The 23,571-nt window shown below is 57.8% G+C and carries 22 protein-coding genes; 12 read left to right on the forward strand and 10 right to left on the reverse strand.

What is annotated here, in order from left to right; translation table 11 throughout:
• Nucleotides 1–6: 6 nt before the first annotated feature.
• The 6 genes from ACOYXH_RS11275 to ACOYXH_RS11300 all read right to left on the reverse strand — a co-directional run bounded on the left by ACOYXH_RS11275 (nt 7) and on the right by ACOYXH_RS11300 (nt 6,844).
• Complete coding sequence (locus tag ACOYXH_RS11275) at nt 7–999, reverse strand: LacI family DNA-binding transcriptional regulator (RefSeq protein WP_320414470.1); 993 nt, start codon at nt 997–999, stop codon at nt 7–9.
• 75 nt (nt 1,000–1,074) lie between these two features.
• A complete protein-coding gene (locus ACOYXH_RS11280) occupies nt 1,075–2,544 on the reverse strand; it encodes a glycoside hydrolase family 32 protein (protein WP_460410692.1) in 1,470 nt (489 codons plus the stop codon).
• Between the two features lie 29 nt (nt 2,545–2,573).
• Entirely contained in the window at nt 2,574–3,719 is a 1,146-nt protein-coding gene (locus ACOYXH_RS11285) for an ABC transporter ATP-binding protein (protein ID WP_460410693.1), read from the reverse strand.
• A 27-nt stretch (nt 3,720–3,746) separates the two neighbouring features.
• Nucleotides 3,747–4,589 carry a carbohydrate ABC transporter permease gene (locus ACOYXH_RS11290; RefSeq protein WP_007910217.1) on the reverse strand — a complete coding sequence of 281 codons (843 nt, stop codon included), beginning with the start codon at nt 4,587–4,589 and terminating at the stop codon, nt 3,747–3,749.
• Nucleotides 4,586–5,548, reverse strand: a complete 963-nt coding sequence (locus ACOYXH_RS11295; protein ID WP_095048929.1) for a carbohydrate ABC transporter permease — start codon at nt 5,546–5,548, stop codon at nt 4,586–4,588. The genes ACOYXH_RS11290 and ACOYXH_RS11295 overlap by 4 nt, the downstream gene beginning before the upstream one ends.
• Nucleotides 5,549–5,569: 21 nt before the next feature.
• Nucleotides 5,570–6,844, reverse strand: coding sequence for an ABC transporter substrate-binding protein (locus tag ACOYXH_RS11300; protein ID WP_460410694.1), 1,275 nt, complete (start codon nt 6,842–6,844; stop codon nt 5,570–5,572).
• Nucleotides 6,845–7,010: 166 nt separating this feature from the next.
• On the opposite strand from ACOYXH_RS11300, the gene ACOYXH_RS11305 reads away from it, so the two are divergent.
• The 7 genes from ACOYXH_RS11305 (at nt 7,011) to ACOYXH_RS11335 (ending at nt 13,140) form a co-directional block, all read left to right on the forward strand.
• Nucleotides 7,011–8,576 carry a carbohydrate porin gene (locus tag ACOYXH_RS11305; RefSeq protein ID WP_460410695.1) on the forward strand — a complete coding sequence of 522 codons (1,566 nt, stop codon included), beginning with the start codon at nt 7,011–7,013 and terminating at the stop codon, nt 8,574–8,576.
• A 93-nt stretch (nt 8,577–8,669) separates the two neighbouring features.
• A complete protein-coding gene (locus ACOYXH_RS11310) occupies nt 8,670–9,419 on the forward strand; it encodes a hydroxypyruvate isomerase family protein (protein ID WP_460410696.1) in 750 nt (249 codons plus the stop codon).
• 126 nt (nt 9,420–9,545) lie between these two features.
• The gene (locus tag ACOYXH_RS11315; protein WP_095048932.1) at nt 9,546–9,950 is read left to right on the forward strand and encodes an acyl-CoA thioesterase; all 405 of its coding nucleotides are present in this window, start codon (nt 9,546–9,548) and stop codon (nt 9,948–9,950) included.
• A gap of 104 nt (nt 9,951–10,054) precedes the next feature.
• The gene (locus ACOYXH_RS11320) at nt 10,055–10,588 is read left to right on the forward strand and encodes a DinB family protein (RefSeq protein WP_460064558.1); all 534 of its coding nucleotides are present in this window, start codon (nt 10,055–10,057) and stop codon (nt 10,586–10,588) included.
• 14 nt (nt 10,589–10,602) lie between these two features.
• Entirely contained in the window at nt 10,603–11,217 is a 615-nt protein-coding gene (locus tag ACOYXH_RS11325) for a MarR family winged helix-turn-helix transcriptional regulator (RefSeq protein ID WP_460064560.1), read from the forward strand.
• A gap of 121 nt (nt 11,218–11,338) precedes the next feature.
• A complete protein-coding gene (locus ACOYXH_RS11330) occupies nt 11,339–11,854 on the forward strand; it encodes a cupin domain-containing protein (RefSeq protein WP_460064562.1) in 516 nt (171 codons plus the stop codon).
• Between the two features lie 227 nt (nt 11,855–12,081).
• Complete coding sequence (locus ACOYXH_RS11335) at nt 12,082–13,140, forward strand: ArsO family NAD(P)H-dependent flavin-containing monooxygenase (RefSeq protein WP_460410697.1); 1,059 nt, start codon at nt 12,082–12,084, stop codon at nt 13,138–13,140.
• A gap of 55 nt (nt 13,141–13,195) precedes the next feature.
• Here ACOYXH_RS11335 and ACOYXH_RS11340 read toward each other — a convergent pair whose 3' ends face one another.
• Together ACOYXH_RS11340 and ACOYXH_RS11345 are read right to left on the reverse strand one after the other, a co-directional pair.
• Entirely contained in the window at nt 13,196–13,972 is a 777-nt protein-coding gene (locus ACOYXH_RS11340; protein ID WP_460410870.1) for an SDR family NAD(P)-dependent oxidoreductase, read from the reverse strand.
• A gap of 43 nt (nt 13,973–14,015) precedes the next feature.
• On the reverse strand, nt 14,016–14,954 hold the full coding sequence (locus tag ACOYXH_RS11345; RefSeq protein WP_460410698.1) for a LysR family transcriptional regulator: 939 nt from the start codon (nt 14,952–14,954) through the stop codon (nt 14,016–14,018).
• A 121-nt stretch (nt 14,955–15,075) separates the two neighbouring features.
• On the opposite strand from ACOYXH_RS11345, the gene ACOYXH_RS11350 reads away from it, so the two are divergent.
• Nucleotides 15,076–16,002, forward strand: a complete 927-nt coding sequence (locus tag ACOYXH_RS11350) for an alpha/beta hydrolase (RefSeq protein WP_460410699.1) — start codon at nt 15,076–15,078, stop codon at nt 16,000–16,002.
• A gap of 168 nt (nt 16,003–16,170) precedes the next feature.
• Here the strand turns inward: ACOYXH_RS11350 and ACOYXH_RS11355 are convergent, their stop codons facing one another.
• Both ACOYXH_RS11355 and ACOYXH_RS11360 read right to left on the reverse strand, forming a co-directional pair.
• Nucleotides 16,171–16,827, reverse strand: a complete 657-nt coding sequence (locus tag ACOYXH_RS11355; protein WP_095125971.1) for a dTMP kinase — start codon at nt 16,825–16,827, stop codon at nt 16,171–16,173.
• A gap of 57 nt (nt 16,828–16,884) precedes the next feature.
• Nucleotides 16,885–18,066 carry a XylR family transcriptional regulator gene (locus tag ACOYXH_RS11360; RefSeq protein ID WP_460410700.1) on the reverse strand — a complete coding sequence of 394 codons (1,182 nt, stop codon included), beginning with the start codon at nt 18,064–18,066 and terminating at the stop codon, nt 16,885–16,887.
• 175 nt (nt 18,067–18,241) lie between these two features.
• Here ACOYXH_RS11360 and xylA point away from each other — a divergent pair, with 175 nt between their 5' ends.
• The 4 genes from xylA (at nt 18,242) to ACOYXH_RS11380 (ending at nt 23,567) form a co-directional block, all read left to right on the forward strand.
• Nucleotides 18,242–19,558: a xylose isomerase gene (gene xylA, locus ACOYXH_RS11365; RefSeq protein WP_320414500.1), complete on the forward strand. Its 1,317-nt coding sequence runs from the start codon at nt 18,242–18,244 to the stop codon at nt 19,556–19,558.
• A 149-nt stretch (nt 19,559–19,707) separates the two neighbouring features.
• Entirely contained in the window at nt 19,708–20,709 is a 1,002-nt protein-coding gene (xylF, locus tag ACOYXH_RS11370; RefSeq protein ID WP_095048965.1) for a D-xylose ABC transporter substrate-binding protein, read from the forward strand.
• 164 nt (nt 20,710–20,873) lie between these two features.
• Nucleotides 20,874–22,430, forward strand: a complete 1,557-nt coding sequence (gene xylG / locus ACOYXH_RS11375) for a D-xylose ABC transporter ATP-binding protein (RefSeq protein WP_460410701.1) — start codon at nt 20,874–20,876, stop codon at nt 22,428–22,430.
• A complete protein-coding gene (locus tag ACOYXH_RS11380; protein WP_007913196.1) occupies nt 22,431–23,567 on the forward strand; it encodes a sugar ABC transporter permease in 1,137 nt (378 codons plus the stop codon). It begins immediately after the preceding gene.
• Nucleotides 23,568–23,571: the final 4 nt, after the last annotated feature.

Genomic DNA, 23,571 nt, shown 5'->3' on the forward strand with positions numbered 1-23,571 from the left:
CCACTCTTACAGTGATGTCCTGACCACCAATGGACAGTCAACTCGCTGAGTGCCCGAAAGCTCCAGGGTCTCGATCAGATGCCGTGCAGCCTGGCGCCCAATTTCGTAGTACGGCAGTTGCACGGTGGTCAGCGGAGGGATGAACAACTCGGCAATGCCGATCATGTTGTCGTAGCCGAGGACGGCGACATCGTCGGGAATTTTCAGGCCACGCCCCAACAACAACTGATAGGCACAAAAGGCAATGCGGTCGTTGCCGCAGATCAAAATATCAAATTGGGGACGACCATCAATGACATGCCGGTCGAGAATGGCGGCTGTTTCACTGTAGGCATCATGATCGGAAAGGTCGTATTGCAGGAGCGTGTCCGGCGCCAGTCCGAATGCCTGACAGGCACGCTGCAGGCCTTTTTGTCGCAGCCCCCATGCCAGACTCTGTTTCGGCAGATTGATACACAGCGGACGCTGGTAGCCGAGGCTCAACGCGTGGTGTACGGCGCGATACTGGCCCATTTCGTCGTCGGGTACATAGCTGACGAGGCTGCTGTCATCTGCCAGACAATTGGCAAGCACTAAAGGCTTGCTCTTCAAGCGCTCGGGAATGCTGACCTGGCGAAACCCCATGGCGCTGAAGATCAAGCCATCCGGACGGTGCGACAGCATCAGGTCGATGTTCTGGTCGGTGGGCGGGTTGCTGAGCAGGTTGAGGATAAAGACATTCCAGCCGGCCTGTTGCGCGGTCTGCTCAATGGACAGCAGCAGCTCGACCGCGAAAGGTGTGGTCGCAGTGTCCAGCGCGAACACACCGATGGTGCGCGACTGGAGGTTGTCACCGCGCATCTTGCGCGCTGACAGGCTGGGTACGAATTGCAGTTCATCAATGGCACGACGCACCCGTAGAAGGGTTTCGGGGCTCAGTTTTTCCGGACTATTGAGCGCTCGAGACACCGTCATCAGGGATACGCCGGCCAGCTGTGCAACGTCTTTCACTGAAGTCATGCGAAGTGCGGCCGGTCAGGTTGGCGCAGAATCATGACACAGGGCCCGGGCTTCTCGCGACCCGAATGACGCCGCTCATGACCATGCAGAACCGAGCGGCCATGCCTTGGCAATCGAGACGCGCCCGCCACTCCCACTGGCCACCAGCTTCACGCCCAGACTGTCGGAACGCGGATAGAGGCGACTGCTGAGGCTGAAGCGGCCGTTTTCGTCGAATACCTCGATGGATGAGCGATCAAGAAACACGCGCAGTTCCAGGCGCTCTTGTGTCGGGTCTATCGCCACGCTGCGCTGGCCTGTGACTTGCGCACCCGAGCGGCTGCGATCAAGCACCAGACGCTGCAGTGATGCATCGTAATAGAGCAGGGTTTCTTCACGGCCATCGTCGCTGCAACGCAAAGCGACTCCCAGGTGGCCGTCAGTGCAGCCGAGCAGATCCAGATGCACATGGATTTCCAGCATGTCGCCGTTTACTTGCGGTACCCAGCGAGTTCCCGAATCTCCCCACCACGGCGTACCCGGCAATTGCGCCATTCGCAGCGCGCTGAGCTCCCGTGCCGGATACACGCAAAGGCGATCGGCGCGCAGCTCAAGTTCGCGGGGCAATCCGAGCATGCCGCACCAGTGATGGGCCTGGCTGGGCATCGGGCTTTCCCACATGTCCAGCCACGCCCAGATGAGGCGCCGACCATCGGCGGCCAACAGCGTCTGCGCCGCATAGAAATCGTGGCCGTTATCCAGCTCGATAAAAGGCCCGCCCGTGAAGTGCCACTGGTTGTCGAGTTGGCCCACTCGATAACCGGTCTGGTACTTGTTGAGCCGATCGTAACCGTCGGCTTGCATGCCTTGCGGAGAGTACAGCAGCACATCGCGTCCATTCAGGCGAAACAGGTCCGGGCATTCCCACATATAGCCATCGCCTTCGCTGCCGGCGGACACATAGTCGAGGAATTCCCAGACGTGCAGATCCGTGGAGCGGTACAGCGGCAGCAGCGGCCTGTCGCCCAGACGTGCGCCGGCAATCAGGTACCAATAACCATCGTCCTGCCAGACCTTGGGGTCACGAAAGTGCATGATGGCGTCTTGCGGCGCGCTGTCGATGACGGCCCCGTGTTTGACGAAGCGGATGCCATCGGTACTGGTTGCCAGGCACTGCACTTGACGGATCAAGCGTTCGTCACCCACTTCGCCCAGCCAGGTGTGCCCGGTGTAGATCAGGGCCAGGGTATCGCCACAGACCACGGCGCTCCCGGAAAAACAGCCGTCGCGGTCGCAGTCATCGCCGGGTGCCAGCGCAATGGGCAGGTGTTGCCAATGCACCAGATCGGCACTCTTGGCGTGGCCCCAATACATCGGCCCCCATTTCGCGTCGAAGGGATGATGCTGATAGAAAACGTGATATTCACCGCGGAAGTACACGACCCCATTCGGGTCGTTCATCCAGCCTGCCGGTGGGGCAATATGATAACCGGGTCGATAATCCTCAATGACGCGGGACTGGCTGTCAGCCAGTGCGTGCTGCGCAAGGTCAAGGGTCGAAGACATTGGATCGCTCGGAGTATTCAAAGACAGGGTCATAGGGCGTGTGCTCGGATTGAGCGTAGAGAGAGGTCATCCGATACGGATTCAATGGCGTGCGGGTGGCGCTTCAATGCCGTGCCGTCGCTGTCGAACAGATGGATCTTGTTGATGTCCAGCTGCAGTTCGACCCGATCGCCCGCCTGCCATCCGGCGTTGACTTCACAACGACAGATAAGTGGCTCGTCCTGCCCGGTATCCAGGTGCACATAGGTTTCACTGCCCAGGTATTCGACCCCGGTCACGACGACGCCTGCCGTGCCCTGCGCCGCTTTGAGCGACAGGTGTTCCGGACGAACGCCCAGGCTCAGCGAGGCTTCTGCCGCCAGGTCCGAGCTGTCGAAGGGCAGGGTGGTCATCCCCAAAACAGTTGCATCGACCAGGCTGGTTTCGCCCGGCGCATGCAAGCGTGCCGGCAGGAAATTCATTCTCGGCGAACCGAGAAAACCGGCGACAAAGCGGCTGGCAGGGCGCTCGTAGAGTTCGCGCGGTGAGCCGACCTGCTCGACGTGACCGCCATTGAGCACAACAATTTTGTCGGCCAGGGTCATCGCTTCGACCTGATCGTGGGTGACGTAGATCATGGTTGAGCGCAGTCGCGCATGCAGCCGGGCGATTTCGTTGCGCATCTGCACCCGCAAGGAAGCATCCAGGTTGGAGAGCGGCTCATCGAACAACAAAATGTCCGGTTCCCGCGCCATGGCTCTGCCCATTGCTACACGCTGACGCTGCCCTCCAGACAACTCTTTTGGCTTGCGTTGCAGCAGTTTGTCCAATTGCAGGATTTGCGCAGTTTTCAGCACCCGCTCGCGCAGGCTGCTCTTTTCAGTCTTGGCCAGTTTGAGGCCAAAACTGATGTTGTCGTAAACGCTCATGTGTGGGTAAAGCGCATAGGACTGAAACACCATGCCGACGCCACGCTCGCGCGGCTCCAGGTCGTTGACCCGGCGCCCGTCGATCAGCAGGTCGCCGGCACAGATCGAATCCAGTCCGGCGATCAGCCGCAGCAGCGTCGACTTTCCGCAGCCCGAAGGGCCGACGAATACCACGAATTCACCCGCAGCGATCTCCAGGTTGATGTCGCGAAGAATCCGCGCGCCGCCCAATTGTTTGTTCACGTTGTCCAGTTTCAATTTCATCACGATGCGGTTCCTTGTCTTTATTGGGCATCAACCCTTTAACGCGCCGGCAGTGAGGCCGGAAACGATTCGGCGCTGGAAGATCAGCACCAGAATCACCAGTGGGACGGTGACCAACACCGAGGCGGCCATCAACAAGCCCCAAGGCAACTCATGGGGGCTGCCGCCGGAAATCAAGGCGATGGCCACCGGCACCGTGCGTTGGCTGTCGGTGAGGGTGAACGTCAGGGCAAACAGGAACTCGTTCCACGCGGCGATGAAGGCCAACAAGCCCGTGGTGACCAGGGCGGGCCAGAGCAGCGGCAACAGCACGCGGGTCAGCGTCACCCAAGGCGACGCACCATCCATGATTGCCGCTTCCTCCAGTTCATGGGGCAGTTGTCCCATAAAGGTGGTCAGCACCCAGACGGTGAAGGGCAGGGTGAAAATCGTGTAGCTGAGGATCAACGCCCACGACGTGTTGTACAGGCCCAAGGCGCGGATCACTTCGAACAGTCCCGACAGCACCGCGACCTGGGGAAACATCGACACGCCAAGCACCATCATCAACACCGTGCCACGCCCACGGAATTTCACCCGGCCCAAGGCATAAGCAGCGGTCAGGCTGAGGAAAAGCGCCAGGGTGACCACGCACAGCGCAACCACCAGCGAATTACCGATTGCTCGCAGGAACGAGGCCTGGTGGAGGACCGCAGCGTAATTGGAGAAGTCAGGATTTTCGATCCAGTAGCTCACCTCGAACAAGGCGCTGGAGGGCTTCAGCGACGTCACGATGGCGTAGTAGAACGGGAAAACCGCATACAGCAGCAAAACCCCGATCAGGCACCAGAATCCGAGGCGCAACAGCGCTTTTTTCAGCAGGCGCGGGCTCATGCGCGGACCTCCAGTTGACGGCGTCCGAGGTAGAGGTAAAGCATGGCGATCACCGCGACCACGAGAAACAACAGCGTCGACGCCGCGCTGCCGTAACCGACATCCTGGAACTCCACCAAGTGCTGGCGGGCATACACCGACATGCTCATGGTGCTCGAGGAGTTCGAGGTCAGCACATAGATGACGTCGAATACCCGCAGCGAATCAAGGATGCGAAAGATCGCCGCCACCAGCAGTGCAGGCATCAACAGTGGCAGGGTGACGCGCCAGAACACCTTCAGCGGATGAATGCCATCGACCCTGGCCGCTTCGTAGCAATCGCTCGGCAACATCTGCAAGGCCGCCAGCATCAGCAGCGTGACGAAAGGCACGGTCTTCCAGACATCAACGATGATCACCGCCCACATCGACAGGTCGGCATCTGCCGTCCAGGCCAGGGGAGCATCAATCAGGCCGAGGCTGAGCATCAGGTGATTGATGATGCCGAACTGGTCGTTGAGCATCCATGACCAGATCTTCGCCGAGACAATCGTCGGAATCGCCCACGGAATCAGAATCAACGCCCGCACCAGAGAACGGCCGGTGAATTTGATGTTCAGCAGCAACGCCACCAACAACCCCAGCACGACCTCCAGTCCCACCGAGACCACCGTGAAATACAACGTGTTGCGCACTGCATTCCACCACTGTGGATCGACGAGGATGCCCGACCAGCCGGAACCGCTGAACAACAGATAATTGCTCAAGCCTATGAAGGTTGCGCCACCGGTGTCCGCCAGGCTGGCGTCGGTCAGACTGAACCAGAATGTGCGCAGCAGCGGCCAGGCGGCGACCAGGGCCAGGCAGACCAGCATTGGCGTCAGAAACAGCCAGGCAGCGCGCACCCGGCGACGTTGTACAGGCGTTTCCCTCGTGAGCAGCAGCTCGTCAAAGGGGGCATGGGTTGTAGAGACAGACATGGTGATTTCCTTCCTTGTGGCTTACCAGTTCCGGCGTTTGATGCGCGTAAGTTCGCTTTCCAGTTCGGCAAGAGCCTGATCCACGGGCAACTCGCCCGCCAGCACGCCATGCACCCGGTCGAAGAAGGCATTTGAGACCCGTGGATAACGATCGGCGGTGATGGCGGCGGGGCGCATGACCCCAGCGTTGAGAATGCTGTGCAGCTGAGCGTAATAAGGCATGGCCGCGAGCAACTCGGGATCTTGATACAGCGACTCGATTACCGGGTTATAGCCGCCTGTCAGGGCGCGATGTTTTTGCTCTTGGGCACTGGTCAGGTAGCTCACCAGTTCTGCGGCAAGTTTGGGATGAGCGCTGTAACGCGATACCGCCAGGCCCCAGCCACCAAGGGTGGAGGCATGCTCGCCGGTTTCGCCGCCGCGGGGCAGGGGAGCGACGCCGACCTTGTCTTTTACGGCACTGTCCTGGCTTTGCACCAGGGCCCAGACATAAGGCCAGTTACGCATGAATAGCGCATTGCCCGACTGGAATACGCCACGTCCTTCTTCCTCGGTGTAATTGAGCACGCCACGCGGGGAGATATCTCCGACCCAGCTTTTCGCCAGCGTTAACGCCGCTCTCGAGGCCTGACTGTTGACCACGATGTCGCCGCGTTGATTGATCAGGCCGCCTTGCGGTTGGCTGCTGATCCACTCCAGCGCATTACACGTCAGCCCCTCGTAGGCACGTCCCTGAAAGATGTAACCCCAGGCATTGGCGTTCCCGGCGTTGCGTTCAGCCTGTTGCACGTCCCTGGCGGTAGCGGTCATTTCCTCCCACGTCTGAGGAACCTGTTTGTTGTATTTCTCAAGCAAGTCCTTGCGGTAATACAGCAGCCCCGAGTCGGTGAACCACGGCATCGTCACCAGCCGGCCGTTGACCGTGGCGTTATCGACCTGGGCCTGGAAATAGCCTTGGGTCGCGTTGGCGGGAAGCACCTCCCGCAGATCCAGCAGGTGTTTGGCCAGCATCCCCGGCCACACCATGTCGATTTGAATGATGTCGATGTCGGTGGACTGCGCACTGAGGATCTGCTGGTAGAACGACAACCTCTCGGTTGCCGAGTTAGGCGTGGAGACCACCTCGACGTTGTTGCCGGTCTGTTTCGACCATGTCTCGACGGCCTCTTTGCACAGTTGCAACTCCGCACCCACCGCACCGCAAGAGATCGTCAGATCGGTTGCGTTCGACACGGATGGCAGTGCGGCAGACAGGGTGATCAATGCGACTGGCAGGAGCGATTTCAGGTGTTTCATCGAGCGTCCTTTATTTTTGTTTTTAGAAAAGTTAACGTTAACATCGCCAAATGTAGCAGCGTATTTGCGAGGAGGCATCCTTTTTTTGTCGTTTGTGACAACTCGCGATTCACGCAAAAAAGGCAACTGCGGCAACCAAAAAATAAAAACAAAACAGGGAATCAACATGCAGAAAGGATCAAGCTGGCTACTGGTCGGCGTGCTCGGCACATCGGCGGCGGCTTCTCAGGGCGCGACACTGGAAGAGCGCATGGCCGCACTTGAAGCGCGTGCCAGCGCAGCGGAAAAGCGTGCAGCCACGGCCGAACAGCAGACCCAGGCACTTGCCCAGGAATTGCAGCAGGTCAAACGCGCGGCGCCGCCCTTGCAACCCGTCGCCTCTAACGTAACAGCCATTTCGGCGCCTGCTCTGGACACCCGACTGGCAAAACTCGAAGCCCGTCAGCAAAGCCTGGAGAAGGAGGGCAATTCCGGACACCTCACCGATGGGTTCAGCTTCAACGGCTATGCGCGCTCCGGATTGCTGGTTGACGAGGGGCTGGGTGGCGGGCGTGGCGGCCCTTATACAACGCCGGCCGGTTCGGTGGGCGGGGCAGTCGGGCGACTCGGTAACGAGGACGACACCTACATGCGTATCGACCTGTCGAAAGAGGTCTATGCGCAAAACGGTACCCGTTCCAAGTTCACGGTCTCCATCGCCGACGGCGTGGAAAGCTCCAATGACTGGACGGCCGACGAAAGCAACCTCAACGTACGCCAGGTATTCGCCACGCTCGACCATGTCGCCGCGTTCAAAGGCAATTCAGTATTCGAGAACGCTACGCTGTGGGCGGGCAAGCGCTTCGATAGAGATAATTTCGATATCCACTGGCTGGACTCCGATGTCGTTTACCTGGCCGGCACCGGCGGTGGAATTTACGATGTGCAGATGAACAAGCATTGGCGCTCGAATTACTCGTTGATTGGGCGTAGCTACGGGGATTTCAGTCAGGGCGGTATCAATGCCGATGTGGAAAGCTACGTCCTGACCTCCAACCAGTTCTTCGAGGATGGCCAGTGGCAGTGGATGTACAACGCCATCGGCGCCAAGAAAAACGATTTCGGCACCCACACCAACAAGGCCGGTTTGACGCCTGCGGATAGCGGTTTGCACAGCATGCTGGCCAATCACCAGAAAACCTTTTTCGGCAGGGAAGGCTTCTTCAAAACGGCGCTGCTCTATGGGCAAGGCCTGGGGGCAGAGGTCAAGAACGTTGGCTCGGATGGTGAACTGATCGACGACGCCCGCGCGCTGCGTCTGGCGCTTTACGGTGAGACGCCGCTGACCTCTGACTGGCGCATCGGGCCCAGCTTGCTGGCTGAACAGAGCAAGGATAGATACGTTAAAGGTGACGACTACCGCTGGCTGACCCTCAACGTGCGCTTGGCCAACAAAATCAACAGCAACTTCGAAATGGCCTACGAAATGAGCTGGCAAACCATGAACCTCGACCCCAAGGGCTATCTACAACGTAATGCGGTCGATGGTAACTTCTGGAAATTCACGGTCGCCCCGACATTCAAACTTGACGTCGGCGATCTACTCACGCGTCCGGAGCTGCGAGTGTTCGCCAGCTACATGAACTGGTCTTCGGATCTGGACAGGTTCAGTACTAACGACTCCTTTGGCATGTCCGACTTCCAGGCGGGAGGCGTGTGGCAATACGGCATCCAGATGGAAACCTGGTTTTAATCGTTGAACGCACTTGCGATAGTGCAGTGCTGGAGCGGTGAAGGATGCTCCAGGCTAATGATGTCGTTTCTTCCCAGGATGGATGATTACCCAATGCTCAAGTTCAATGCTCATCTCGGTTTCCAATTCAATGAATTGCCTTTTCTGCAACGCATCGAAGCCGCCGCAGCCGCCGGTTTCCGGGCAGTTGAGTTCCCGTCGCCGTACGAATTCGGCGCCAGTCTGCTTGCCGACCATCTAGCTCAATACAGTTTGCCGTTGATTCAGTTCGCCGCCCCGGCTGGCGTGAGCAAAGGCATCGCCGCGTTACAGGGCAGGGGAGAGGAGTTTCGTGACGGGTTGCTCCAGGCCGCCCGCTACGCAAAGACCTTGGCGTGTGCGGATGTCCACATCATGTCGGGCGTCACCACGCAGAATGACGCTGAGCGAACCTACGCGGGCAACCTGGAATATGCAGTCAAGTACTTGGAAGATCAGGGGCTGCGGCCGCTGATCGAAGTGATCAGCGCGGAGGCGATGCCGGGCTATTACATGTCCGACTTCAGCAAGGCGCAACAGGTACTGGAGACCTTTCCGAGTGTCGGGCTGATTCTTGATCTTTACCATGCCCAGCTTTTGACCGGAGACGCAGCCGATGTGCTGGCGCGGTTTTATGACAGAACTGTCCATGTGCAAATTGCCGATTGCCCGGGTCGTCACGAGCCGGGAACGGGGAGTATCGACTTTGCTGCGTTGTTCGCGGCGCTGGAGCAGCGCGGCTACGCAGGATGGATCGGATGTGAGTACCGTCCTTCTGTATCTACCGTTGCGAGTCTTGACTGGTTCAAGCAGCTGAGTACTTAGGTTCCAGACAAAAATCTTTGAATCGCAGATATAGGTAAATCGCCGCCATCAAAGGCAGAAGCCCTTGATGGCCGAGCGAGAAGAACTCATCGATATCGGCCTGACGTTGGCGAGTAGGGGGAGTTAATGCCGGACGCGGTTTTTGTAAGTCGAACTATCTTGTTCGGAGATTGTGATCCGGCAGGGGTGGTTTACACCCCGCGATTCTCATATTTTGCTGTAGAGGCCATTGGTATAGCACTCGACAGATGGGTAGGGGGGCCGGGGCTTAGGGCGGTGATGAGTTTTAATATATTGCCGCCGGTGCGTGCGATGTCGATCGAGTTGCTGTCTCCGGTGACGTGGGATGACGAATTGACTATTAAAGTCAGCGTGGCCAGGTTGGGCGAGCACTCTTTTACTTTTTTGGTTGAGGGTTTTATAGGCGAAGGCGTGCTGGCATTTACCGCGAATGTCACACACGTTTGTGTCTCACCGGAAAGTAAGGAAGTTGTACCCATTCCAGCTCCGTTGCGAGCGCTTCTTTCATAGACGATCAGACGGTTCCTCACAACAAAGCGCAACACTGGACTGGGATGCAAGATAAGCGTGGATCGATTGCAAAGCGATTCATTGAAAGGACGAGGACGAGCACGATGAACCGAACCAGTCATATTTGCCTGATGGCCAACTATAACGAATGGATGAACGTAAAGATTTATGAGGCAGCCAGAAGCCTGTCAGATGAAGAACTCTTAGTGGATAGGAAAGCATTCTTTGGTTCAATTCTCGGGACGTTGAACCACGTGGTGGCCGGCGACACTGTCTGGCTAAATCGATTCGCCAAGCACCCTGCTAACTACTTGGCACTGGCACCGATTCAGCAGCTTCCTGCCCCCAAAAGCCTCGACCAGTTGCTTTTCTCGAATATCCGAGATCTTTCGGCACATCGAGTGTGGATTGATCAGCAAATTGTAGAGTGGTCTCGCTCCATTGCAGAGCCGGACCTGGATCACACCCTCAATTACACAAGCATCAAAGGAATACCTGCTGACAGGAGCTTTTATGGCTTGGTCATGCATTTTTTCAACCATCAGACGCACCACCGCGGACAAGTGACAACGTTGCTTTCACAAGCGGGTGTCGACATAGGTGATACGGATCTGGTCGCCCTCATTCCGCTTACATAACGGGGCAAGGCATCGTGCTCTACAATCGCTCATCCCAAGCAGTGTTTGATGTAGCGTTCGGTCAGTTCGACCTTCTTCTAAAGGGCGAATCAGTACCTATCGCAACTACGTTTGTGTGCCTGGGGCAGTCAGCTGCCAGTTCGGCACTGGGCCGCTTGCGTGAACACTTCAACGACCCGTTACTGGTACAAGTGGGGCGCCGCCTGGAACCCACAGCGCTGGGTCTGGAGTTGCTGCCAAAGGTGCGTGCAGCGTTGGCACTGACCCGGGAGATCGTCGACGCTCCGCTGAGTTTTGACCCGGCGAACTGCGACCGGCATATCACTCTGGTGGCCTCTGATTACGTCGCCGACGTGCTGCTTCCGGCGGTCAATCGTTCATTGCAGACATTGGAAGCGGCGGGGCGGATCACCAGTCAGCTGGATCCCAAGGACGCGCGGCGTTACACCGTGCGATTGACGGCCAGCGGTAAAGAACTGCATGACCGCGTGCTCAAAGTTGCACTTGAGCGAGAGTCGCGTCTGCTCAGCGGATTGACCCCGGCTGAGGTCGATACGTTGGTCGACTTGCTTGGGCGTTTGCATATGCAAGTGCCCAATGTGAACAGTTATGACCCGAGTGAGGAGTGAATCAGCGGAAGACCGAGATTTAGCTGGAAAATTCGTCATTCATCGTCGATATGCGCTTAACTACACTAAATGGTCGTTTAGTTGAGCTATAAGAACCACCCTAAAATCAAGGGAGCGGGCGATGATTCAAGGTAAAGCAAGCGCACAAGACGTGATCAATGCGCTGAATCTCGAGCCTCATCTCGAAGGCGGCTATTTTCGTAGAACCTATCAGTCAGACCATCGCGACTGGCTCGAAACCGCTGGCGGCCCACGCTACCTGATGACGTCGATCTACTATTTGCTGACCGAGCAATCACCGGTGGGCCAGTTTCATTTCAATCAGTCTGACATCCTGCATTATTTCCACTTGGGCGACGCACTCGAATACAGCCTGATCCATGCGGACGGTTCATTGCAGACAGTCATCATGGGCAACGATGTTCTCGCAGGACAGCATCTGCAATTGCACGTACCGGGTGGCATCTGGAAAGCATCACGATTGCTGGACGGCAAAAACGGATTTGGATTGATCAGTGAAGCGGTTTCGCCAGGATTTGATTTTGCCGACATGGAGATGGGGAATCGCCAGAAGCTCACGACAGCGTTTCCACAGCATCGAGCATTGATTGAACAGCTGACGCGGGATGAGGATTGAGCGATGCAGATTCAGAGGATTATCAGGCTGGAGGGAAAGCCGGTTTGGAGCATTGCAGGAGAATGAAATCTTGCGGGCAACGTGGCTAATCTCGAAACATCTTGTTACGTGTAATGTATATTATGTTAAATCATATCCATTGCAACGCCGCCGATTGAGCAACATCAACAAACGTCCACTTCAAATGTATTAACTTAACCTGAACCTCGCTAACCCAAGGATTCCCCATGCCTGCCGACGTGGATGTTGCAATTATTGGCGGTGGCCAGTCGGCACTCGCCGTGGCTTACTTCCTGCGCCGTACCGGGCGTTCCTTTGTGATTATTGATGCCGAAGCAGCACCGGGTGGCGCTTGGCGGCATGGCTGGGATTCCCTGCGACTGTTTTCACCGTCGACCTGGAGTTCCATCGCCGGTTGGATGATGCCTCCGGTCACTGACGGTTACCCCAGTCGCGACAACGTACTCGATTACCTGCGCCAGTATGAGCAACGCTACCAGTTTCCTGTCGCACGGCCCTACTGGGTCAACGCTATTGAACGTCGAGGCAATCACCTCAACGTAAAAGCCCAGGGTCGCACTTGGCTGGCCCGCACCGTGGTCAGCGCGACCGGCACCTGGCGCCATCCTTACCTGCCGCATTACCCAGGCAGCGAAACCTTTACCGGTCAGCAATTGCATTCGGCCCATTACGTTAACGCCAAGCCGTTTGCGGGAAAAAAAGTCCTGGTGGTGGGCGGTGGCAACTCCGGTGCACAGATCCTCGCTGAAGTCTCGCAAGTGGCCGATGCCACCTGGGTCACTCCGCAGCCGCCAGAGTTTCTTGCCGATGACGTTGATGGACGCGTGCTCTTCGAACGCGCCACCGAACGCTGGAAAGCGCAGCTGGCCGGCATCGTCATTGAACAACCGGTTGGCGGCCTGGGCGATATCGTGATGGTGCCGCCAGTCGTTGAGGCACGGGAGCGCGGCGTGTTGCACGCGGTTCGGCCGTTCCTGCGCTTCACCGAGACCGGCGTGACTTGGGCTGATGGCTCGCAAACGCCGGTCGACGCGGTGATCTGGTGCACCGGCTTCCGCCCTGCCCTCGGCTATCTGGAATCACTGGGCGTGTGTTCCGCCGACGGGCGCGTGGCCGTCAAAGGTACGCATTCGATTCAGGAACCGCGTTTGTGGTTGGTGGGTTATGGCGACTGGACTGGCGCCGCTTCCGCGACACTGATCGGCGTAACCCGAACGGCGCGCAGTACCGTTGAGGAAATTGAGCGGTTTTTGCTGGAGCAGTGAGTCAGCGCGGCGCGGTTCAGGCAACGTTGAGGTCCCTCTCAGGAATTAAAATGTCTTAACCCGCTTTGTTCTCAACCAGGCAATTGCCTCCATCCACCACGAGCAATTCCCCTGTGATGTAACTCGCTTCAGGTGAAGCCAGGAATACAACGGCTGCGGCCACTTCGTCTGGTCGCCCCGCTCTCCCGAGAGGCGTAGAACGTGCGGCGTTGACTTCATCAGGCGTGCTCGACCCTGTAGCTATCCAGCCAGGGGCAACTGAATTCACAGTGATACCTTGATGAGCCACCTCAAGAGCTAGACTCATGTTCATTCCTACCATTCCCGCCTTTGCAGCACTGTAAGCAGCCTCCCCTGGATTACTCGCCCGTGTGCCGGTAGTTGAGCTGATGTTCACTATGCGGCCATAGCCTCTCGCTCGCATCCCAGGCAACACCCCTTGGGTTAACAGAAACGCAGTTGTCAGATTTCTAGCGATGGAAAGATTCCAGCTTTCGAGGCTCGTACTCGTGAACTCGGAGAACTGTTCTGGACTCCCTTGCATCGCCATACCGGCATTATTTACAAGAATATCGATGCGGCCCCAGACGGCCTCAGCCCAAGCGACGAATTCACTCACCTGATTTTCCTGAGTCAAGTCGACCGGTCGACCCACTGCTTCGAAGCCGGCGGCACGTAACTCCGCAACCCGCTCATTGATGCGTGCGCTGCTTGCCGTGACGATCAACTTGGCCCCTTGAGCCCCAAGACGATGGGCAATGGCCATACCGATTCCAAGCTCACTGCCCGCTCCACTCACAAGTGCCACTTGATCTGCCCAGGTTGAATTCATCATCGTTGCCTCTGTAATTGCAATTACGCACCTCGCTCACTGATCAACCTGAGTGAGTGCCTTCCCCTAGGTGATGCTCCCATGGTGGGCATGGTGACCAAGCCTCCACGAGCTTATCGATGAAGAGTCGAATTTTTGGAGAGAGGTGCCGCTTGCTAGGGTAGATCACCCGAATAGGCTCTGCGGCCTCTGCATACCCAGCGAGCAATTGAACAAGCTTGCCGCTCCTCAAATCGTCGTTCACCACGTAGGAAGGAAGAGTCGCGATACCCAGGCCAGCGACAGCTGACTGGTGTAATGACTCAGCACTGTCCATCTGTAGCCTTCCACCATGAGTAACGGACACAGAGCTACCATTCACGCGAAAATTCCAGGGAAGCAATCTCCCACCGCTCACGAAATGCAGGCACTGGTGCTCGGACAAATCCTGAGGCGTTTCAGGCTCGGCATGTTCAGACAAATACTTGGGTGAAGCGCAGGTAATCATTTGTTGGTAGGCCACAGTGCGCGTTAACAACCGAGAATCTTCCTTCGGTGGACCGATGCGCATGGCCAAATCAAATCCCTCATCGATCAGATCGACCAGCCTGTCAGAGAAGGTGATATCCACGCTCAGGGAGGGCCAATCCTTAAGACAGCACTCAATGTGCTGAAGGACATGAAGTCTGCCCAGCGCAACCGGCAGACTCATCCGCAGTCGCCCACTGGGTGTCGAACGACGAAACGCAAGGGCATCCTCCACATCATCCAGATCCTGAAGAACGCCCACACAGCGCTCATACAGGACCTGGCCGTCATCGGTCATGCTCAAGCTACGCGTAGTGCGATTCAGTAAACGTACCTGTAAACGAGCCTCGAGCCTGACTATCGACTTCCCCACTGCAGAGCGCGTAAGGCCAAGCTGTTTTGCCGCCGCAGTGAAGCTTCCAGCGTTTACCGAGCTCACAAACGCGGCAATATCATTCAGGTTATGGAGTTCCATACGGCCTCGGTGGTCTCAACGTTCGGGCTGCTTGGCACCTGTTATGGGGAACCCTGTTCCCCAATACTAAGCATAGTATCTCAATTAGCTAATCCACTCCCAACGATCAATTGAGGTCATTATGAACACTAAAGTCCAAGCAGCCGTCCAGACCTGGGCCAATAGCCTTAGCGATCTGGTACCCGTTCTTAAGGGAATCGATACCACCACAAAAATTAGCGACATCCGCGACGCTTACGCAAAAATGCTCGCGCAAAATCCAGCGCCAGCTGGCGTTAAATTCGAAGCAGTCGACATGGGTGGCGTACCCGGCACACTGGTTACTCCGGACGAGATCAAAACCGACGCGGTCGTGATGTACATCCACGGCGGCGCCTACATTGTAGGTAGTCCAGACGGCTACCACGGCATCGGCGGCAACTACGCGAAAATGCTCGGTGCTCGTGTGTACATGCCGGACTACCGACTCGCTCCTGAGCACAAGTTTCCAGCCTCTATTGACGACACATTGCGCGCTTACGAATGGTTGCTTGAGCAGAAAATCCCGGCTAACAAAATTGCGTTCTCTGGCGAGTCGGCTGGCGGCGCAATGGTTGTCAGCGTCATGGTCGCGGCTAAATCGAAAGGGCTTCCATTGCCTGCGGTTGGCTCCTCCATCTCACCATGGGCGAACCTCGAACACACCGGTGCTTCCATGAGCAACCGTGAAGGTCTGGATCCTCTGAACTCCAAGCCTGTCCTGGACATCCTCGCCAGAGCATTCCTGGGCGACACATTGGCCAGTCATCCTCTGGCCTCACCTGTGTTCGCGGACGTCACCGGTCTTCCACCAATCTTGGTGCAGATCGGCGAGAACGAGCTGATGTTGAGCGATGCAATGCGCCTTGCAACTCACCTGGCTGATAACCAAGTTCGCGTGAACCTGGAAGTATGGCCTGCGATGTTCCACGCCTGGCACTTCTACGCCACCATGCTGCCAGAAGGTCAGCAGGCTATGGAGAGTTCCGTTCGCTTCATCGAGGCTGGCTTGGCCGACGCTAACCGCTAAAACGCAGAACAACCGCGATGGCTTTGTGGCTGTCGCGGTTTTGCTCATCCTGTTTCTATAAAACCTTCATCAGGCTATTCACAGAGCCTGAGCAAACGCCCTGCCCAACCCCAGAAAATCTAACCAAACGGCCTTCCTGGCAGGGCCGTGTCCACTGAACTTCAAGGTCTACGCGATACCCTGAGCGCCAAGCCTGGCATCCACTTCGACGTTCAACCCAAGCACCTCATAGATCCGAGAAACCACCAGCATCGTCGCCTCCTCAACCGTTCCTTCATTACGGCACAACATCCAGCCGTGATCCTTGACCGCTTGCTCGAACATTTCTGTACACGCCACATGCTCTGCGTGCTTCTGGATCACAGTGCCGCCCAGTCCTCGTGATCGGTTCGCAGCCCTGGCCCATGAAATATCCGGATCGGTGACGACGCCGACATGCAGATCTGGCACCCGCACATCTCGCTCCATATTCAATTGAAGAATCTCGGCAAACGGGATGGTTTGGCGAAACGCGGCATCCGAGGGATACCAGCGATCGATCAAGATGATGCTGTCCAGCGGCTGCTTCGTCAGAACGTTCTGGGAGATCCAGCGACGGCTATCCGCGAGGCGCTGACACACAGCCCACTCCAGATCCCGGCAAGGATTTCTCGCCAGAGTGTTGACCAAGGCCATGGTTTCACCCCTGAACGGATCGCTTTTTCTCTCGCAAAGCCGGATGACTTTCTGGTTGCCCGCCCTCAGTACTTGCGTAACGGCTTCCAACAGTGTGGTTTTGCCGGTGCCTTTGGGCCCATCCAGAGAAACGAACAGCGGACGATTCATTGTTCACGCAACAATCAAGACATTGACGCCCACTCTAACCTCATTTCCGCCATTCCATCAGCGCATCCCTGCCCCTTGCTGATACTCCCGCGGCGTACAGCCAAACTCCCGGCGAAACACCGTGTGCAGATACTGCGCAGATTTAAACCCGCAACTGCGCGCCACGTCGGCGATCACCGAGTCAGTATTTTTCAATCCGCTGGTGGCCGCTGCCAGTTTGAAACGCAGGATCTCGTCGTGCACGCTGCAGCCTCGCTCGGCGCGGAAATGCGCTTCGAGTGATGAGCGCGACACACCGACATACGCCGCCACCTGCGCCGTTTTGATGCCCTGGCAAGCATATTGTCGGATAAACAGCAGCGCCTGCATCACGTACGGATTGCCCAACGGTTGGTGCAAGCTCGACACCTGCACGTTCACAGCATCCGGCGGGATCAGGATCTGCGTATCGGTGGACGGCATGCCGTGCAGCATCTGGTGGAGTAATTGCGCAGCGGTTCGGCCCATGGTTTCCGTGCCCTGAATAACAGAACTCAGCGGCACGCGGGTCAGGCTGCGTGTCAGCGGATCATTGTCGATGCCGATCAATGCCACCTGTTCCGGCACGGCAATCCCGGCGGTCAGACAGGCTTGCAGCAACTGGCGCGCGCGGGCGTCGCTGACGGCGATGATGCCGATGGGTTTGGGCAGGCTTTGCAGCCAGGCGATCAGTTGTTCGACGGCGCTGTCCCACAGCGGTGCGCTGGTGCCCATGCCGCGATAGATTTCGCCGTGCAGGCCGTCGCGTTTCATCAGTTTGCGAAAGGCTTTTTCCCGCTCCTGCGCCCAGCGATTGGCTTGCGCTTCCGGCAGGCTGAAGCAGGCGAAACGCTGCAGTCCCGCTTCGATCAAATGCGTGTAGGCCAACATTATCAGTGCGTTGTTATCGGTGGCGACATAGGGAATCGCTTTCGGATAGGCGCGCTTATCCTCGTACGAGCCCCCTACCGCTACCACTGGCATCTGGATATCGGCCAGCGCCTCGCCAATCAGCGGATCGTCGAAGTCGGCGATGATCCCGTCGCCCTGCCAGCGCTCGATGCCTTTCAAACGACAGAGAAAATCCTCCTCGAGAAACAGGTCCCAGGAGGCACGGGTGCTGCTCAGGTAGTTGCCGATGCCGCTGATGATGCCACGGTCGTAGATCTTGCTGCCGTTGAACAACAGAGCGATGCGGTGAACAGGCGGTACGGTTTTCATTGTTTTTATGCTTGTCCCGAGCCCCTTGTCACAGAGGCGATTGACACAGACTAGGCGCCTGGTCGAAGAAGCTCAATACGCAAAATCGCACTCCGTGTTGATGCTTTTCATAATCAGCGGGGTCGGGGCCGTTGCTAGTATCGAGACACCGCCAAGAACAACAAGGACAAGGTCCATGCAGTATTTCCCTGATGTCGAGCCGATTCGCTACGAAGGCCCAAACAGCGATTCCCCCCTCTCCTTCCGTCACTACGACGCCGACAAACTCATCCTCGGCAAACCCATGCGTGAACACCTGCGCATGGCCGCCTGTTACTGGCACACTTTCGTCTGGCCGGGTTCCGATGTGTTCGGCGCGGGGACGTTCAAGCGCCCATGGCAACACGCCGGCGACCCGATGGAACTGGCGATCGGCAAAGCAGCCGCCGCCTTCGAGTTTTTCTCCAAACTGGGTATCGACTATTACTGCTTCCATGACACCGATGTCGCCCCGGAAGGCAGCTCGCTGAAGGAGTATCGCAACCATTTCGCGCAGATGGTTGATCACCTTGAGCAACACCAGGAAGCCAGCGGCATCAAGCTGTTGTGGGGCACCGCCAACTGCTTCAGCAACCCGCGTTTCGCTGCCGGCGCCGCGAGTAATCCGGATCCGGAAGTGTTCGCCTGCGCCGCTGCCCAGGTGTTCAGCGCCATGAACGCGACCCATCGCCTGAAAGGCGCCAACTACGTGTTATGGGGCGGTCGCGAAGGCTACGAAACCCTGCTCAACACGGACTTGAAACGTGAACGCGAACAACTCGGCCGCTTTATGCGCATGGTGGTCGAGCACAAGCACAAGATCGGTTTCACCGGCGACCTGCTGATCGAACCGAAACCGCAGGAGCCAACCAAGCACCAATACGATTACGACAGCGCCACCGTGTTCGGCTTTCTCCAGCAGTTCGGGCTGGAGCACGAAATAAAGGTCAACATCGAGGCCAACCACGCGACCCTGGCTGGGCACAGCTTCCATCACGAGATTGCCACGGCCGTCTCGCTGGGAATTTTCGGCAGTATCGACGCCAACCGGGGTGATCCGCAAAACGGCTGGGACACCGATCAATTTCCCAACAGCGTCGAAGAAATGACCCTCGCCACCTATGAAATCCTCAAGGCCGGCGGGTTCAAGAATGGCGGTTTCAACTTCGATTCCAAGGTGCGCCGGCAAAGCCTCGATCAAATCGATCTGTTCCATGGCCACGTCGGTGCCATGGACGTTCTCGCCCTGTCCCTGGAGCGCGCAGCGGCCATGGTGCAGAACGACGAGCTGCAACGGCTCAAGGATCAACGCTACGCCGGTTGGCAGCAGCCGTTCGGGAAAGCGGTGATGGCCGGCGACTTCAACCTTGAGTCGTTGGCCGAGCACGCGTTCACCAACGAGTTGAACCCGCAAGCCGTCAGCGGCCGCCAGGAAAGGCTCGAGAACATCGTCAATCGGTTCATCTATCGCTGATCACAGAGGAAGTCTGCGGGCGCATCCACGCGGTGACATTTCTACGACAAATCTGTGCCTGCGGCGTCTGCGGATTCTCTACAGTTTTACCAGCCCGATACTCATCGTCAGGCCGTGTCTTTCCAACAACAATAAAAGGACGCCCCACTATGAAGAACGTAAAACGCACGCTGTTGGCCACTGCCCTGGCGCTGCTGTCACTGCCGGTGATGGCTGACGCTGCCCACCCGAAAATCGGTTTCTCCATTGATGACCTGCGCCTGGAACGCTGGTCGCGTGACCGTGATTACTTCGTCGCGGCGGCAGAAAAAATGGACGCCAAGGTCTTCGTGCAATCGGCCGATGCCAACGAGCAAAAGCAAATTTCCCAGATCGAAAACCTTATTTCCCGGGGCGTCGATGTCATCGTCATCGTGCCGTTCAACGCCACGGTGCTGACCAACGCGGTGGCCGAAGCGAAGAAAGCCGGGATCAAAGTTGTGTCCTATGATCGGCTCATTCTCAACGCTGATGTCGACGCCTACATTTCCTTCGATAACGAAAAGGTCGGCGAGATGCAGGCCCGCGGCGTGCTGAATGCCGCACCCAAGGGCAACTACTTTTTGCTCGGTGGTGCGCCCACCGACAACAACGCCAAGATCCTGCGTGAAGGCCAGATGAAAGTGCTGCAACCGGCCATCGACAAGGGTGATATCAAGATCGTCGGGCAGCAGTGGGTGAAGGAATGGAACCCGACCGAAGCGCTGAGCATTGTTGAAAACGCCCTGACCCGCAACGACAACAAAATCGACGGCATCGTTGCCTCCAACGACGCCACGGCGGGTGGTGCCATTCAGGCATTGGCGGCGCAGCAACTGGCCGGCAAGGTGCCGATTTCCGGGCAGGACGCCGACCTTGCTGCTGTCAAACGTGTGATCGCCGGCACGCAAACCATGACCGTTTACAAGCCGCTGAAACTCATCGCCTCCGAAGCGGCCAAGCTTTCGGTGCAACTGGCACGCAACGAAAAACCCGCCTTCAGCTCGCAGTACGACAACGGCAGCAAAAAAGTCGACACCATCCTGCTCACGCCAACCCCGCTGACCAAGGACAACATCGACCTGCTCGAACAGGACGGCTTCTACACCAAGGCGCAAATTGCCGGGAAGTGACCCCATCACAAATCCCCGGTTATACGAAAACCCTTGTGGGAGCGAGCCTGCTCGCGAATGCGCTGTGTCAGTCAACGAAGCATTGTCTGAACTGACGCTTTCGCGAGCAGGCTCGCTCCCACAGGTTTCGTGGTGTGTGAGTCTTTGATATACGAGCCCTCTCCATGTCCGACTATCTGCTGCAAATGAACGGCATCGTCAAAACCTTCGGCGGTGTCAAAGCGCTGAACGGCATCGACATCAAGGTCAGGCCCGGCGAGTGCGTTGGCCTGTGCGGCGAGAATGGCGCCGGCAAGTCGACGCTGATGAAGATCCTTTCGGCGGTGTACCCGCACGGCACCTGGGACGGTGAAATTCTCTGGGACGGGCAACCGCTCAGGGCGCAATCGATCAGCGAAACGGAAGCCGCCGGCATCGTCATCATTCACCAGGAACTGACGCTGGTGCCCGACCTGTCGGTGGCCGAAAACATTTTCATGGGCCACGAGCTGACACTACCCGGCGGACGGATGAATTACCCGGCGATGATTCACCGCGCCGAAGCGCTGATGCGCGAACTGAAAGTCCCCGACATGAACGTGTCGCTGCCGGTTTCGCAGTACGGAGGCGGCTATCAGCAATTGGTGGAAATCGCCAAGGCTCTGAACAAACAGGCCCGCCTGCTGATCCTCGACGAGCCATCATCGGCGTTGAGCCGTTCGGAAATCGAGGTGTTGCTGGACATCATCCGCGACCTCAAAGCCAAAGGCGTTGCCTGCGTCTACATCTCGCACAAGCTCGATGAAGTCGCCGCCGTGTGCGACACCATTTCGGTGATCCGCGACGGCAAACACATCGCCACCACCGCCATGGCCGACATGGATATTGCGCAGATCATCACGCAGATGGTCGGGCGGGAAATGAGCAACCTCTACCCCTCCGAGCCGCACGATATTGGCGAGGTGATTTTCGAGGCCCGGCACATTACCTGCTACGACGTCGACAACCCCAAGCGCAAACGGGTCGACGACGTTTCCTTCGTGCTCAAACGCGGCGAGATCCTTGGTATCGCCGGGCTGGTCGGCGCAGGCCGCACCGAACTGGTGACCGCGCTGTTCGGCGCCTACCCCGGTCGCCATGAGGGCGAAGTCTGGCTCGATGGGCATCCCATCGACACCCGCACGCCGCTCAAATCAATCCACGCCGGCCTGTGCCTGGTGCCGGAGGACCGCAAGCGCCAAGGCATCATTCCGGACCTGGGCGTTGGCCAGAACATCACCCTCGCCGTGCTGGACAACTACTCGAAACTGACCCGCATCGATGCCGAAGCCGAACTGGGCAGCATCGATAAGGAAATCTCGCGCCTGCACCTCAAAACCGCCAGCCCGTTCCTGCCGATCACCAGCCTCTCGGGGGGTAATCAACAAAAAGCCGTGCTGGCGAAGATGCTGCTGGCCAAACCCCGGGTGTTGATTCTCGACGAGCCGACCCGAGGCGTGGACGTCGGCGCCAAATACGAAATCTACAAGTTGATGGGCGCACTGGCCGCTGCCGGCGTGTCGATCATCATGGTCTCGTCGGAACTGGCCGAAGTGCTTGGCGTTTCCGACCGCGTGCTGGTGATCGGCGAAGGCCAGTTGCGTGGTGACTTCATCAACCATGAACTCACCCAGGAACAGGTACTCGCCGCCGCCCTCAGCCAGCCTGGCAGTCATAACAATAATGATCGGAAAACCGCGTAAATGAATCAGGTCAAACAACTGTTCACCCGCTACAAAATGCTCGCGCTGGTGTTTGCCGTGGTGCTGATCTGGCTGTTCTTCAGTTGGCAGACCGAAGGCGGATTCCTGACCCCGCGCAACCTCTCCAACCTGCTGCGGCAAATGTCGATCACCGGCATTCTCGCCTGCGGCATGGTGCTGGTGATCATCAGCGGCGAGATCGATTTGTCAGTCGGTTCATTACTCGGCCTGCTCGGTGGTCTCGCGGCGATTCTCGATGTTGTCTACCACATTCCGCTGCTGGCCAACCTCAGTCTGGTCGCCCTGTGTGGGCTGATGATCGGCCTCGCCAACGGCTACATGACGGCTTACCTGCGCATCCCCTCGTTCATTGTCGGACTCGGCGGCATGCTGGCGTTTCGCGGGATTCTGCTGGGGATTACCGGCGGCACGACCATCGCACCGGTATCGCCGGAGCTCGTTTACATCGGTCAGGGTTACCTGCCCCACGCGATCGGCACTGGCCTGGGCATTTTGCTGTTCGCGCTGACCGTGTTCCTGACCTGGAAACAGCGGCGCAATCGCGCCCTTCACGGCCTCGCGGCGCATTCGTTGGTGCGTGACGTCATCCGCGTATTGGTGATCGGCGCCGTGCTCGCCGGTTTCGTTCAGACGCTGAACAGCTATGACGGCATTCCCGTGCCGGTCTTGTTGTTGCTGATTCTGCTGGGCGTGTTCAGTTACGTCACCAGTCAGACCGTGTTCGGCCGGCGCGTCTATGCCGTGGGCAGCAATATGGAAGCGACGCGCCTGTCCGGGATCAATGTGCAGGCGGTGAAGCTGTGGATTTTCGGGATCATGGGCGTGATGTGCGCCCTCGCCGGCGTGGTCAACACCGCGCGCCTGGCCGCCGGTTCGCCTTCAGCCGGGAGCATGGGCGAACTCGACGCCATCGCCGCCTGCTTTATCGGCGGTACCTCCATGCGCGGCGGCTCCGGCACGGTGTACGGCGCCCTCCTCGGTGCGCTGGTCATCACCAGTCTGGATAACGGCATGTCGATGCTCGACGTCGACAGTTACTGGCAGATGATCGTCAAGGGCAGCATTCTGGTGTTGGCGGTTTGGGTGGATGTGAGTACGCGGACCGGGCGCCGTTGAGCCG

This window comes from Pseudomonas sp. Mb7, assembly GCF_054790525.1.